Genomic DNA, 13,027 nt, shown 5'->3' with positions numbered 1-13,027 from the left:
TCGGCACTTTATTAAAGCGATTGAAAAAGAAAAAGAGTGGATTCCCACCCTTTTTTAAAAGATTGATTTTCTCAATAAGCTCCTGCAGAAATCCGCTTGCTTTTTTGATAATCAAGCTCTCTCTGCCGCTCTACTTTCATTCTTGTTTCCAGCCGGCGTCCGTATTCCTCGTATCCAATTCCGTGTGACAGCTGCATCGCTTTTTCCATTTCTGACGTATAATCGAGGTTCAGTCTGTCCTGGCTGCTGCAAATAATGAATCAATCCCTTCATATATTTGCTTTCTATTGTATCAGTGCTGCGTTTGATGCCGCAAAAAGGATATGGCTTGAAATAGCGGCAGATGAGACGAAAGCATCCATTCAGATCAAATGAGAATGGTTTTTCGGAATATTCCTTCTCTTAATGCGTGGTGTTTCCGAATTCCTCAATGCACTGCTGGACAACTGTCACGCCTTGACTGAAGGCCGCGCCGCCTCCAAATGCCGCTGCCACACTGACGGCTTCGAGAATGTTTTCTTCTGTCGCTCCCTGATCAAGACAGCCTTTTGTATGATAGATCATGCAATATTCGTCCTGAGCATTGATCGCGATTCCGAGGGCGATCAGCTGTTTTTCTCTTTCAGTCAGAGAATTCCCGGCAAAGCACTGTTCAGTAAACTCGTTAAATTTCCTTCCCATCAGCGGCATCTTTTGTTCAAATGTGCCTAAACCATGTTTATATTGTTTTAGCGCGTCCTTCATGCTTCCTCTGTCTTGATTCAAAGAAAATCCCTCCATCTGTTTAACATTCCTTTTTATTATGAGCAGCTTTTGGGAAAATACGCGAAAAAACCCCGGATTTCTCACCCGGGGGTTTCACCGTGTCAGCAAACCTTCGCATTCGTTGTCAGACTTGCGCGTTGGTGCTCAATGCGAAGTGGATCAACGGCTAAATTCTCAGGCGTCCTGCCTAAACGCCGTCGTCATCACATCCTGTGAATGTCCGCTCCTATGCTCGTCCTTCCTAGACTTCAAGGGTTTTCACTCACGCTGAAAAGAGGACAAAGCCCTAAAACGAATATCGTTTTAGGGCTTTGTCAATAATTGAACCCCGGATTTCTCATCCGGGGTTTCAGACTTATTCAGATACAGGAAGCACAGCTCCGTCGTATTTTTTCTCGATGAAGTCTTTGATCTTTTTAGAGTGAAGAACTTCCATCAGCGCTTTGATTTTTGCAGAATCTTCTTCGCCTTTTCTCACTGCGACGATGTTAGCATATGGGTTGTTTTTCGTTGATTCTACTTCAATTGCATCTTTTTTAGGATTTAATTTATTTTGAATCGCATAGTTTACATTGATGAAGGCCGCGTCTCCTTCTTTGTTTTCATATGCTTTTGCCGTTAATTCAGGCGCTACTTTTTTAAATTCAAGGTTTTTCGGGTTTTTCTTAATGTCTTTCAATGTTGCGTCAACGGTTTCCACTTTAGAATCAAGAGTGATTAATCCAGCGTTTTCAAGCATTGCAAGCATACGGCCTTGTTCAGCAACGTTGTTTGTCAGAATGATTGTCGCACCGTCTGGAAGGTCTTTCAGTGATTTGTATGTTTTAGAGTAAATACCAAATGGCTCTAAGTGAACAGCGCCGGCATTCACAAGTTTGTAATCTGTGTTTTCTTTCATTTCTTGCTCAAGGTAAGGAATGTGCTGGAAGTAGTTCGCGTCCACTTCTTTATCAGCTAAAGCTTTATTGTACATTTTGTAATCACTAAGCACTTTCACTTTCAGCGTATAGCCTTTTTCTTTCAGCAATGGTTCAGCTTCTTTTAAAATTTCCGCATGCGGTGTTTTCGTTGCTGCAACGACAATTTCTTTCTTGCCGGATTCAGCGCCGTTATTCGAACCGCAGGCAGCCATAACTCCTGCAAATACAAGCAGTAATGCACCCAAAAATAGCTTTTTCAATGTAAATCCTCCCTTATCGTTTGTCTATAATATTTGTTATTAAATCACCGATGATTTGAATAATAAATACGATGATTAAAATAAACACAGTAGCAACGAAGGTAACATCAGCGTTATTAGACTGATATCCTTCTACGTACGCAAGGTTTCCAAGGCCTCCTGAACCAATGGCTCCGGCAATTGCCGTTGAGCCGATCAAAGCGATGGCTGTAACCGTAATGCCAGAAATAAGAGCCGGCATTGATTCCGGAATCAGCACTTTGAAAATGATCGTAGACGTTTTCGCGCCCATTGATTTAGCGGCTTCAATCACACCTTTATCCACCTCACGCAGCGCGATTTCAACAAGACGTGCGTAAAACGGTGCCGAGCCGATGACCAGCGCCGGCAATGCGGCGTTTGGCCCTAAGATCGTGCCGACTAAAAACTTCGTAAACCCTAATAGTAAAATAATTAAAATAAGGAACGGAATCGATCTGAATATGTTAACAACGGCAGCAATCACAGAGTTGACCGCTTTATTCTGCCAGAGGCTTCCTTTGCTCGTCAGAAAGAGCAGCAAGCCGAGGATGACCCCGATGACAAAAGCAAACAGTAAAGAAATCAGCGTCATATAAAGTGTTTCATATGTCGCGTTCCATAATTCAGTTAAATCAACGTTCGGGAAGTATTTTTCAAACATTCGTGATCACCTCTGCTTTCACCTGTTTGTCATTAATGAACCGGATCACGTTTTGCACTTCTTCCTCGTCTCCGTCAATGTGGATGAACAGTGAACCGTAAGCTCCATCCTTCGTCTGCGAAATTTTCCCTTGCAGAATATTGACGCTGACATTGAAGTTTCTGATCATCTCTGTAATCAGAGGCTGTTCAGCTGACTCACCGACAAATGTGAGCTGAACCATTTTTCCTGATGCTGTGTCATCAAGAAGGTGCTGAAGCGTCTCTTTCGTTTCTTCTGGCTCTGTCACCTGTTGAACAAATCGTTTTGTCATTTGTTCCTTTGGATTTTTGAAGACGTCGAGAACCTCGCCTTCTTCGACCACCTTACCGTTTTCCATGACGGCGACTCTGTTGCAGATTTTGCGGATGACATGCATTTCGTGCGTAATTAGCACAATCGTCAAACCGAGTCTTTCATTAATATCGGACAATAGATCCAGAATTGAATCTGTCGTTTGCGGATCTAATGCTGATGTCGCTTCGTCACAAAGGAGAACCTTCGGATTGTTTGCAAGCGCTCTGGCAATTCCGACACGCTGCTTCTGACCGCCGCTCAGCTGGGATGGATATGATTTTTCTTTTCCTTCTAAACCTACCAGTTTAATCAGTTCATTGGCGCGCTTGATCCGCTCGCTCTTTTTCACCCCGGCAATTTCTAAAGGAAACATGATATTATCTCTGACAGTCCGCGACCAAAGCAAATTGAAATGCTGGAAAATCATACTGATCTCATGGCGTGCTTTTCTTAAACCGCGTCCATTTACTTCATTAATCTTTGTTCCCGCCACTTCCACGGTTCCTGAGGTTGGTTTCTCAAGGCCGTTCAGCAGACGGATTAAGGAACTCTTACCAGCTCCGCTATATCCTATAATTCCAAAAATCTCACCTTTTTTAATGGAAAGCGAGACATTTTGGACAGCATTGACATCTCCATGTTTCGACTTGTAAACTTTTGAAACATCCTGAAGATTGATCAAAGCAATCACCTGCCTTAACACTATTCTAAGAAATCTTCCGGTTTTTTCTGCAAAAGAAAAGCCTTTCTGCACACTTGAGCAGAAAGGCTTATATAAAATGCCTTTCTCTCATCTTTCAAAGCTGAACGCTTCGTGTGAATTGGCACCATTTCAACAGCGTTGATGGTTGCCGGGCTTCATAGGGCACTTCCCTCCACCTCTCTTGATAAGAGAAATATATAGTCTTTTTCGTCCGGAAATTCTTAATGTAGAATAGCACGGCGAATGATTAAATGTCAATAAAATAAATGATGACAACTTTTACTATTATAATAATTTATTATTTTTCAATTCTTTGAAATCCTCTGAAAAAATCCATTTGTCAGCCAGAGAATGGCTTCTAGCTTTAACAGGGCCCTGAATGACCCCTTTACTTTGAGGCTTCCGCTCTGAATCAAGTGCTGAAGGGAAATATCTCCGTGCAATAAATCAATAATTTCCGTTTGGTTTCCGTAAAAGGTCAGGTTGGACGTTTGGGGCGGAGAAACTTTTTTCATTTCTCCCTGTTCGTTTATTGAGACGGTTAAGGCTTCTGCTTCTCCTTGAAAGGTAATGAGCAATGTTGAGGCATTCAAAAGGGGTTTTAAAAACAGATGCTGATACTCATCTTCTAAAACTTCCGCTTTCTCCATATGTACAACCTCCTATTTGTTGGTCATACATACACATTTCTCTCTCTGTCGCAAGAACCCCTTTATAAAACGAACGACAATTTCGTTGGATATGCTGAGAAATATGTCATAATTGGGATGCGGAAGATGATTTTTGTTTGATCAGCTCATATAAATAAGAAACGGAATGAAACGCATATCCTCTTTCGACCACCTTTCCGCCTTTAAACAGCAGAAAACAAGGGACGCTTTCAATTTGATATGCTTTTGCAAATGTCGGAGAGTAATTGACATTGTTTTGATAGAAGGCGACATCAGGCAGCATTTCTTTCACCACTGTCAGCATTTTGCTTGCAAGCTGGCAGGTGCCGCAAAACGGAGTATATAAATATAGAAGGTACACATCATCTTCAATGTGATCAAGTTCGTGTTCTTGGAGTTCTTTCATGCTATACACCTCGGGACTTTCTTTCAAGAAAAATAGTATGGACATTCAGATTCGCACGCAGCAATACAGAGGCGACATGGTGCCTGGGCGCAGCCGCTACTTCCTTATAGGCTCTGTCGATATGGAGATGGCAGGCTTCATTAAATTCACGCTTCAGCTGTTTTCTCAATTTCTCGCCTGATTCATCAGCATCAACTAATATATAGACGTCTTTATCATAAAGCTCGTCAGCCAATTCCTCAAGCTTCAGCTGGCTGATTGTTCCGTTTGTGCAGATAATGCGCACCGGTTCATTCAGGACGCTTTCGATTTTCTCTTTATCTGATTTCCCCTCGACAATCATAACCTTTTCCAGCTCATCCATCTTCTTCACCTGCCGCGTCAAATTTGAAACGTTCAGATTGTAAAAGAAGGCAGTGAAATTCACCGCCTACATTTAACACCAGCCGTTTTCGTAGTCACAATCTACATATTTTGCGTCGTCACCAGAGACCACATCGGCTGTCTTATAAAACTTCTCATTTTCAAAGGAATAACCGGACTTAAGCTCATATTCATTCATGCTTGTCATTTGGCCGATCATCTCATTATCATGATATAACGAGAGCCGGCCATTTTGAAAGCGGCCTGTCACGTCGTTGGTGACATCGAGCTTTTGTTTGTCGAAAGCCATATTGGACACCTCCCATAACGTTAGCGTGTCCAATTGCTTTTACGGCTATCCTGTTTTAGTCTTCTTGTGTCATCTCTTCGTATTGCTCTGCTGTCATCAGTTTTTCAATTTCAGAAGCGTCAGTCGGCTCAACGACGATCATCCATGCTTTTTCGTACGGAGATTCGTTGACGAATTCCGGACTGTCATCAAGATCTTCGTTTACTTCCACAACAGTTCCGTTAATCGGCGCATAAAGCTCAGATACCGTTTTAACGGATTCAACACTGCCGAATGGCTCGTCCGCTTTGATTTCAGCGCCCACTTCAGGAAGTTCGACAAACACGATGTCGCCTAGCTCGGACTGGGCAAAATGCGTAATTCCGATTCTGGCTTTTTCTCCTTCAACTTTTACCCATTCGTGTTCTCCTGAGTAACGCAAATCTTTTGGTATGCTCAATTGAATCCCTCCATTTTTTACAGCACTACAATAAGAAGATACCACACTTTTCAAAAAAAATTTACATTAAGCCCAGTTTTCTTCAAATTGGTCTTCTTTAAATCCGACAGTCACTTTTTCGCCGTCTGTTGTAAGCGGGCGTTTGATCAGCATTCCGTCTGAAGCCAGCAGTTCGAGCTGTTCGTCCTCTGACATGTGATACAGCTTTTCCTTGAGATTGAGCTCGCGGTATTTCATGCCGCTCGTGTTGAAAAATTTCTTGAGATCCAGCCCGCTTTTTTCATAAAGCGCTTTTAATTCTTCTTTGCTTGGCGGCTGCTCAGCAATATGTATTTCGTTTATTTCTTTCCCATGCTCTTCAAGCCACTTCTTTGCTTTGCGGCACGTTCCGCATTTAGGGTACCAGTAAAAAGTTAACGACATCTTCTTCCCCCTCAATAAAATAATCGAGGTTATTTTAACACAGTTTGTTTTAAAAACCTAAAACAGTGCTTCTTAAAAAAGAGCTCCGCGCATGCGGAGCTCATGGCCAATCAGACAATATATTTCTCAGCCTCAAAAATGCCTGCCGCCGCCTCGCGTTTTTTCTGAATCACGTTTTTAGGCGTTACGCGTGTCAGCTTTCGCAGAGCGGAAAGCATCATGCGGAGTGAGTCTCCTTCTTCCATTGCGATAAGGGATTCCTTCGCATGCGCTTCAATTTCGTTAAAGGCTTCTTGAACGAAAATTTCTGTGTACAGCACCTTTTGCGCAGCTTTTTCAGCGCCTTGTGCTGCAATGGCCTTTTCCGTTCTGAGCACGGCCGATTCCATTGCGTATACATTGCTGACGATATCCGCGACGTTCACGAGAATTTCTTGCTCATGATCGATGGCTTTTCCGTATTTTTGCGCAGCTAGGCCGGCGGCAAACAACGCAATTTTTTTCGCTTGCTTAACGATATATTTCTCTTGCTCTAAGACGCCGCTTCCAGGCTCTTCAGGCATAAGCATCATGAGTTCTTCCTGCAGCGACTGTGCTTTTTCAAATAGAGGCAGCTCGCCTTTTAGCGCTTTTTTCAGGAAAGTGCTTGGCACGATTAATCGGTTGATTTCGTTTGTGCCTTCAAAAATTCGATTGATCCTTGAATCCCTATAAGCTCTTTCTACTTCGTACTCCTGCATAAAGCCGTAGCCTCCATGAATCTGAACGCCTTCATCAACAATATAATCAAGCGTTTCAGAGCCAAACACCTTATTCAGAGAGCATTCGATGGCGTATTCCGCAATTGACTTGGCGATTTGCCGGCCGTCCTTGAGGTCTTCGGCCGTGAACTGGCTCATATTGTCTTCAAACAGCCCGACGGTTCTGTATACAGAGCTTTCCATCGCATACAGCCTTGAGGCCATTGTCCCGATTTTTTCCTGTGTCAATGAAAAACCTGCAATCGGTGTTTTAAATTGGCGGCGCTGATTTGCGTATGCCGCAGACAGCTCGATGACCCGCTTAGATGCGCCAATTGTGCCAACCGCCAGTTTGTAGCGGCCGATGTTTAAAATATTAAAGGCGATGACATGCCCTTTGCCGATTTCTCCGAGCAGGTTTTCCTTCGGCACTTCCGCTTGATCCAAAATGAGGGTCCTCGTCGATGATCCTTTGATTCCCATTTTCTTTTCTTCCGGTCCCGTGGAGACACCTGGGAACTCTTTTTCTACAATAAAGGCTGAAAACTTGTCGCCATCCACTTTAGCGTAAACCACAAAAACATCGGCAAAAGCAGAGTTGGTAATCCACTGTTTTTCCCCGGTTAATACATAATGCGTTCCTGCTTCGTTCAGCACGGCTGTTGTTTTTGCTCCAAGTGCATCAGACCCAGAGCCAGGCTCAGTCAGAGCATAAGCCGCGATCTTTTCGCCTGAAGCGAGGCCAGGCAAATATTTTTTCTTTTGTTCTTCTGATCCGAAAAAGACAATCGGCAAGGAACCGATGCCGACATGCGCGCCATAGGAAAGAGAAAAGCTTCCCGCACGCGAAAATTTCTCAGTGATGAGCGCCGAGCTGATCTTATCTAGGCCGAGCCCGCCGTATTCTTCCGGCACATCGGCGCCAAGCAGCCCTAGTTCGCCCGCTTTCTTCAACAGTCTGACAGAATGCTCAAATTGATGGTTTTCGATGTCATCTATATGAGGGAGAACATCTTGCTCGATATAATCCTCTGTTGTTTTCGCAATCATTTTATGCTCGTCAGTGAAATCCTCCGGTGTATACATTTGATCGTATGTGACATCCTCGATTAAGAATCCGCCGCCTTTTAGTATATCAGCTGTTTTTTTTGCCATTTGTTTTTCCCCCTTTAGCATAATTCAAATACACCGGCCGCTCCCATCCCGCCGCCGATACACATGGTCACGACTCCAAATTGCTCGTTTCTCCGTTTCATTTCATGGATGAGTGAGAGTGTAAGCTTTGTGCCCGTACAGCCAAGCGGGTGCCCAAGCGCGATTGCGCCCCCGTTGACATTCACTTTTTCTTCATCAATTCCCAATTCTCTGATCACTTGAATGGCCTGTGAGGCAAAAGCTTCGTTCAATTCAAACAAGCCGATGTCCTGCAGCTGAAGGCCGGCAAGCTTCAAAGCGCGCGGAATTGCTTCAACCGGCCCGATTCCCATGACTTCCGGCGGCACGCCGCCTACTGCAAAGGAGCGGAATTTCACAAGCGGGGCCAGGCCAAGAGCATCGGCTTTTTCCCGATCCATCAGCATGACAGCCGCCGCTCCGTCACTCGTCTGCGAGGAGTTGCCCGCGGTCACCGTTCCGTCAACGGAAAAAGCCGGGCGCAATGTCGCTAAGATGTCTGCAGTCGTTTGCGGGCGAACGCCTTCATCCTGAGAAAACACGAATTGTTTTTCTTGCGGCTTATGGTTTTCTCCGATTTCTGTCACCGTCACTTCGACAGGTACAATCTCATCTTTAAATTTCCCTTCTGCAAGGGCTTTAGCGGCGTTTTGATGGCTGCGAACGGCAAACGCATCTTGATCCTCACGGGAGACGCCGTATTTTCTCGCAACCTGCTCGGCTGTATGTCCCATGCTCATATAATATTCCGGTGCCTGTTCTGCCAAAGCAAGGTTCGGCCGGGTGACATGCCCCATCATCGGCACCTGTGACATGGATTCTGCTCCGCCAGCAATCGCTGTATCATAGGCGCCGAGCATAATTTTTTCTGCCGCATATGCAATAGACTGAAGGCCGGATGAGCAATATCGGTTGACTGTAATCGCCGGAACCGTGTATGGCAGCCCCGCGAGCGCCCCGATATTTCTCGCCATATTAAGCCCCTGTTCCGCTTCAGGTGTTGCACAGCCGATAATCAAGTCATCAATATTACCTTCGTAGCCGCCTGCCCGTTTCAGCGTTTCTTTTACGCAAATCGCTCCCAAATCATCTGGGCGAACGGTGGCCAACGATCCTTTTTTTGCTTTCCCAACCGGTGTTCTTGCACCTGATACAATGACTGCCTCTTTCATAAGCTCCCTCCTAATTCCGTAAAGGTTTACCTTTCACAAGCATATGCTGCATTCTCGCTTGAGATTTTGCCTCTCCCGCTAAACTCAAAAACGCTTCTCTTTCGATCTCCAATAAATACTCTTCATCAACCTCTGTACCGAACGGCACTTTTCCGCCCGCAATGACATAAGCGAGTTTTTTCGCAATCTTGAAATCATGCTCAGATATATAGCCAGACAGTTTCATCTGCTCAGCGCCAAGCAAGAGTGCTGCATAACCAGTTTCTCCCGGCACCTTGACCTTTTCTTTTACAGGCGGCCGCCAGCCGGTATCGTATAAAGATGCGGCCAGTTGCTTCGCATCGTATAACAGGTGGTCTTGATTCACGCTGATCTGATCCGTTTCTTTTAAGATGTTCATCTCACGAGCCTCTTGAGCGGAAGCGGACACTTTCGCCATCGCGATTGTTTCAAATGTTTTCATTGCCGCATTCATCGGATCAAGGCCACGGCGTAGATGATTGATGTACAGCTCTTTGTTTCCCCCTCCGCCAGGGATGAGGCCGACACCGGATTCAACAAGACCCATATAGGCTTCGCTTGCCGCTTGAGTACGCGCCGCAGGCAGGCATACTTCCGTTCCTCCGCCGAGCGTCATGCCAAATGGCGCGGCGACGACCGGTTTCGCACTGTATTTGATCTTCATCATCGTCTCCTGAAAACGGCGTATCACAAAATCAACTTCCAAAAAGTTGTCATCTTGGACTTCCATTAAGATCATGGCGAGATTTGCCCCGACACAGAAATTTTTTCCTTGGTTGCCGATGACAAGGCCCTTGTAATTCCGTTCTGTTTCCTCTAATCCTTTGTGGATCATTTGAATGATATCGAGGCCGATCGCATTGCTTTTCGAATGAAATTCTAGAAGGGCCACATCATCTCCAAGGTCAATTAAGCTTGCTCCGCTGTTTTTCGCAATCACGCCTTTTGTTTCTTTAAGCGCTTGTAAATGAATTCGTTTTTTGTTTTCTTTCACGGCTCTGTATTCGCCGCGGTCATAATAAAATACCGTTCCGTTCTCTTTGATGTAGAAGGTTTCATTTCCTTTGTCCAGCATCTCTTTTATCCAGCCAGGCATATCTGCTCCAAGCTGCTCAAGCTTTTCCGCTGACTGCCTGAGGCCGATGGCGTCCCACATTTCAAAAGGCCCCAGCTCCCAGCCGAATCCCCACTTCATGGCTTGGTCAATCGCATGAATATCATCGGCAATCTCACCGAGCAGCTCGGCTGAGTAAAGCAGGGTTTGAGAAGTGATATTCCACAGCAATCGGCCGGCCCTGTCATCCGAATAAATAAGCGCTTTCATTTTGGCCTTTGTCCCTTTTGCCTGTTTTGCCGCTTCAAGTGCCGGTGTTTTCATTTTTGTCCGCTCGCCATAAGTAAGCGTCACTGGGTCAAGCTCATAAATAATTTTTCCTTCTTTTTTATAAAAGCCTTGGCCGGCCTTACTTCCGATCCACCCTTTTTCCAGCATATCGTTCATGAAGCTTGGAAGGCGAAACACTTCTTTCTCATCGCCATCGGCTTTGTCATACACATTTCGGGCAACGTGGGCGAATGTATCGAGGCCGACAACATCAAGCGTTCTGAAGGTGGCGCTTTTCGGCCTGCCGATCAGCGGACCTGTGATCGAATCAACCTCTCCAACCTGATAGCCGCCTTTCAGCATTTCTTGGACTGTCACAAGAAGCCCGAATGTTCCGATGCGGTTTGCGATAAAGTTCGGTGTGTCCTTTGCTGTAACAACGCCTTTACCGAGGACATTTTCACCGAAAGCTGTCATAAACTTTAAAATATCAGGATCTGTTTCCTTAATCGGAATGATCTCCAGCAGCTTTAAATAGCGTGCGGGATTAAAAAAATGCGTTCCAAGAAAATGGGCTTTAAAATCATCCGACCGGCCTTCAGCCATTTCCTGCACTGATATGCCGGATGTGTTGCTTGAGACGATGCTTCCAGTCTTTCGATGTTCATCCACAAGAGCGAAAATTTTCTTTTTGACTTCAAGGTTTTCGACAACGACCTCAATAATCCAATCTGCTTCTTTCAGTTTTTTTGCATCATCCTCCAGATTGCCCGGTGTAATATAGGAGGTATTTTTCGCTGATGTGAGGGGAGCGGGCTTTTGTTTCAGCAGTTTTTTCACCGCCTGCCGGCTAAGCCTGCTGCGCACCTCCGGACTGTCCTTCGTCAGCCCCTTTTTTTCCTCTTCCTTTGTCAAATCGTTCGGCACAATATCTAGCAGCAGGACAGGAATTCCGATGTTAGCCAAATGCGCCGCAATTCCGGAACCCATTACCCCCGATCCTAAAACGGCTGCCTTCCGAATGTGTTTGTGCATGAGATATCCCCCTTGAACATTGAATGAATAGTCATTCATTTTTTGACTAAAAAAAATGAAACCCGTTTCTTCTTTCATCTTAAAAGATTTCTGGTTCGACTTCAATAGCTAATTTGTTATTTTTTTGTATGAAGCCTATAAAAGACGGGTAACTTAAGCCCGGAGGTGACGGGAATGGTGCGAGAGAAAAAAAATCCGTCTTCTGCGGCAGTCAGCGCGGCGAGCGTAAAGGGAGATGCTGGTCCGACTCAGCATTACGGCGGCGGAAAACGGACAAGTCAAAACCAGCAGTATAAAAAACATAACATGGAACAATCATAATGCAGCTGCTTCCCGCGGCTGCTTTCACTTTTTCAGAATTCCTTTTAACACAAATGCTGCATTGGCGGGCCTTTCGGCAATTCTTCTCATAAAGTAGCTGAACCAGTCTGTTCCATATGGGACATACACACGCATTCTGTAGCCTTCTTTCGCGAGTTCCTTCTGACGCTCTGGCCTGATGCCGTATAGCATTTGAAACTCAAATTGCGATGCGGGGATTTGATGTTCGTCGACGAGCTTTTTCGTATATGCAATAATGTCATCGTCATGTGTGGCGACAGCCGTGTAGTTCCCGCTTAATAGCTGCAACTTTATTAAGCTCTGAAAATGTAGGTCTGTTCCTTTTTTGTCAGGAAACGCTACAGCCGCAGATTCTTTATAAGCGCCTTTCACAAGTCTGAGATTCGGCTTTACGTCACGCATCTTTCTAATATCTTCTGCCGCCCGGTACAGATACGCCTGAATGACCGTGCCAAGCTTCTCAAATTCCTGTTTGCATTGCCTGTAAATAGAAAGTGTCTGTTCATAATGAGAATAGTCTTCCATATCAATGGTCACAGCAACATCATATTGCTTCGCAATGGAAAGAATGGCGCGCAAATGAGTAAGAGCAAGTTCTTCTGAAAGATCGAGCCCGATTGAGGTCAGTTTAAGTGAAAGCTCCGACTCCAATTGATGTTCGGCAATGGCTTGAATGGCTTTCTTGCATTCCTCTGCGACTTGGTTCGCTTCTTTTTCCGAAGCTGCATACTCACCTAAATAATCAATTGTTGCACACAAACCGGATCTGTTTAGCCTTTTGACGGTCTTAACTGCCGATTCAATCGTATCCCCTGCGACAAATCTTCGTGCTCCAAGCCTCTTTCCATATGCTTTTGCGAACTTGGTAAGCGTTTTATTTTGAGATAAAAATAAAAACACATGTCTCAACATCCGACTCCCTCCCGCCATCATCTTCAAAAC

The 13,027-nt window shown here is 45.0% G+C and carries 16 protein-coding genes and 1 riboswitch; of the genes, 1 reads left to right on the top strand and 15 read right to left on the bottom strand.

The window, feature by feature from the left end; genetic code table 11:
- Positions 1–71 precede the first annotated feature (71 nt).
- The 14 genes from QA442_RS05380 to QA442_RS05315 all read right to left on the bottom strand — a co-directional run bounded on the left by QA442_RS05380 (position 72) and on the right by QA442_RS05315 (position 11,743).
- Positions 72–209: a YuzK family famiily protein gene (locus tag QA442_RS05380; RefSeq protein WP_014665305.1), complete on the bottom strand. Its 138-nt coding sequence runs from the start codon at positions 207–209 to the stop codon at positions 72–74.
- 193 nt (positions 210–402) lie between these two features.
- Positions 403–780 carry a carboxymuconolactone decarboxylase family protein gene (locus tag QA442_RS05375; RefSeq protein WP_095431851.1) on the bottom strand — a complete coding sequence of 126 codons (378 nt, stop codon included), beginning with the start codon at positions 778–780 and terminating at the stop codon, positions 403–405.
- Between the two features lie 340 nt (positions 781–1,120).
- Complete coding sequence (gene metQ, locus QA442_RS05370) at positions 1,121–1,945, bottom strand: methionine ABC transporter substrate-binding lipoprotein MetQ (protein WP_040081892.1); 825 nt, start codon at positions 1,943–1,945, stop codon at positions 1,121–1,123.
- A gap of 13 nt (positions 1,946–1,958) precedes the next feature.
- The gene (gene metP, locus QA442_RS05365) at positions 1,959–2,627 is read right to left on the bottom strand and encodes a methionine ABC transporter permease MetP (RefSeq protein WP_003228593.1); all 669 of its coding nucleotides are present in this window, start codon (positions 2,625–2,627) and stop codon (positions 1,959–1,961) included.
- Positions 2,620–3,645 carry a methionine ABC transporter ATP-binding protein MetN gene (gene metN / locus QA442_RS05360; RefSeq protein ID WP_003242531.1) on the bottom strand — a complete coding sequence of 342 codons (1,026 nt, stop codon included), beginning with the start codon at positions 3,643–3,645 and terminating at the stop codon, positions 2,620–2,622. The genes metP and metN overlap by 8 nt, the downstream gene beginning before the upstream one ends.
- 105 nt (positions 3,646–3,750) lie before the next feature.
- Positions 3,751–3,857, bottom strand: a riboswitch (SAM riboswitch).
- 114 nt (positions 3,858–3,971) lie between these two features.
- A complete protein-coding gene (locus QA442_RS05355) occupies positions 3,972–4,316 on the bottom strand; it encodes an SCP2 sterol-binding domain-containing protein (RefSeq protein WP_014665309.1) in 345 nt (114 codons plus the stop codon).
- A 106-nt stretch (positions 4,317–4,422) separates the two neighbouring features.
- Positions 4,423–4,743: a thioredoxin family protein gene (locus tag QA442_RS05350; RefSeq protein WP_040081889.1), complete on the bottom strand. Its 321-nt coding sequence runs from the start codon at positions 4,741–4,743 to the stop codon at positions 4,423–4,425.
- A gap of 1 nt (position 4,744) precedes the next feature.
- Positions 4,745–5,107, bottom strand: coding sequence for a toprim domain-containing protein (locus QA442_RS05345; protein ID WP_041521423.1), 363 nt, complete (start codon positions 5,105–5,107; stop codon positions 4,745–4,747).
- A gap of 72 nt (positions 5,108–5,179) precedes the next feature.
- Complete coding sequence (locus QA442_RS05340) at positions 5,180–5,416, bottom strand: YusG family protein (RefSeq protein ID WP_003228581.1); 237 nt, start codon at positions 5,414–5,416, stop codon at positions 5,180–5,182.
- 55 nt (positions 5,417–5,471) lie between these two features.
- Positions 5,472–5,855, bottom strand: coding sequence for a glycine cleavage system protein GcvH (gcvH, locus tag QA442_RS05335; protein WP_014665312.1), 384 nt, complete (start codon positions 5,853–5,855; stop codon positions 5,472–5,474).
- Positions 5,856–5,921: 66 nt separating this feature from the next.
- Entirely contained in the window at positions 5,922–6,278 is a 357-nt protein-coding gene (locus QA442_RS05330; protein WP_003222779.1) for an arsenate reductase family protein, read from the bottom strand.
- Between the two features lie 110 nt (positions 6,279–6,388).
- Positions 6,389–8,173 carry an acyl-CoA dehydrogenase FadE gene (gene fadE / locus QA442_RS05325; protein WP_095431852.1) on the bottom strand — a complete coding sequence of 595 codons (1,785 nt, stop codon included), beginning with the start codon at positions 8,171–8,173 and terminating at the stop codon, positions 6,389–6,391.
- A gap of 14 nt (positions 8,174–8,187) precedes the next feature.
- The gene (locus QA442_RS05320; RefSeq protein WP_014665314.1) at positions 8,188–9,363 is read right to left on the bottom strand and encodes an acetyl-CoA C-acetyltransferase; all 1,176 of its coding nucleotides are present in this window, start codon (positions 9,361–9,363) and stop codon (positions 8,188–8,190) included.
- A gap of 10 nt (positions 9,364–9,373) precedes the next feature.
- Positions 9,374–11,743, bottom strand: coding sequence for a 3-hydroxyacyl-CoA dehydrogenase/enoyl-CoA hydratase family protein (locus QA442_RS05315; protein WP_141237720.1), 2,370 nt, complete (start codon positions 11,741–11,743; stop codon positions 9,374–9,376).
- Between the two features lie 174 nt (positions 11,744–11,917).
- Between QA442_RS05315 and QA442_RS05310 the strand changes: the two genes are divergently transcribed.
- Positions 11,918–12,064 carry a YuzL family protein gene (locus QA442_RS05310; protein WP_003240817.1) on the top strand — a complete coding sequence of 49 codons (147 nt, stop codon included), beginning with the start codon at positions 11,918–11,920 and terminating at the stop codon, positions 12,062–12,064.
- A gap of 24 nt (positions 12,065–12,088) precedes the next feature.
- Here the strand turns inward: QA442_RS05310 and QA442_RS05305 are convergent, their stop codons facing one another.
- Positions 12,089–12,997, bottom strand: a complete 909-nt coding sequence (locus QA442_RS05305; RefSeq protein WP_095431854.1) for a proline dehydrogenase family protein — start codon at positions 12,995–12,997, stop codon at positions 12,089–12,091.
- Between the last annotated feature and the right edge of the window lie 30 nt (positions 12,998–13,027).

The sequence above is a fragment of the Bacillus stercoris genome (assembly GCF_029772985.1).
Classification (GTDB): Bacteria; Bacillota; Bacilli; order Bacillales; family Bacillaceae; genus Bacillus; species Bacillus stercoris.
Note: the sequence above shows the minus strand (reverse complement) of the source record. Positions and strands in the feature narration are given on the sequence as shown.

Coding starts and splice junctions, on each gene's coding strand:
- QA442_RS05380 (WP_014665305.1), bottom strand. CDS start 209: ATGGAAAAAGCGATGCAGCTGTCACACGGAATTGGATACGAGGAATAC.
- QA442_RS05375 (WP_095431851.1), bottom strand. CDS start 780: ATGGAGGGATTTTCTTTGAATCAAGACAGAGGAAGCATGAAGGACGCG.
- metP (WP_003228593.1), bottom strand. CDS start 2,627: ATGTTTGAAAAATACTTCCCGAACGTTGATTTAACTGAATTATGGAAC.
- QA442_RS05355 (WP_014665309.1), bottom strand. CDS start 4,316: ATGGAGAAAGCGGAAGTTTTAGAAGATGAGTATCAGCATCTGTTTTTA.
- QA442_RS05350 (WP_040081889.1), bottom strand. CDS start 4,743: ATGAAAGAACTCCAAGAACACGAACTTGATCACATTGAAGATGATGTG.
- QA442_RS05345 (WP_041521423.1), bottom strand. CDS start 5,107: ATGGATGAGCTGGAAAAGGTTATGATTGTCGAGGGGAAATCAGATAAA.
- QA442_RS05340 (WP_003228581.1), bottom strand. CDS start 5,416: ATGGCTTTCGACAAACAAAAGCTCGATGTCACCAACGACGTGACAGGC.
- QA442_RS05330 (WP_003222779.1), bottom strand. CDS start 6,278: ATGTCGTTAACTTTTTACTGGTACCCTAAATGCGGAACGTGCCGCAAA.
- fadE (WP_095431852.1), bottom strand. CDS start 8,173: ATGGCAAAAAAAACAGCTGATATACTAAAAGGCGGCGGATTCTTAATC.
- QA442_RS05320 (WP_014665314.1), bottom strand. CDS start 9,363: ATGAAAGAGGCAGTCATTGTATCAGGTGCAAGAACACCGGTTGGGAAA.
- QA442_RS05315 (WP_141237720.1), bottom strand. CDS start 11,743: ATGCACAAACACATTCGGAAGGCAGCCGTTTTAGGATCGGGGGTAATG.
- QA442_RS05310 (WP_003240817.1), top strand. CDS start 11,918: ATGGTGCGAGAGAAAAAAAATCCGTCTTCTGCGGCAGTCAGCGCGGCG.
- QA442_RS05305 (WP_095431854.1), bottom strand. CDS start 12,997: ATGTTGAGACATGTGTTTTTATTTTTATCTCAAAATAAAACGCTTACC.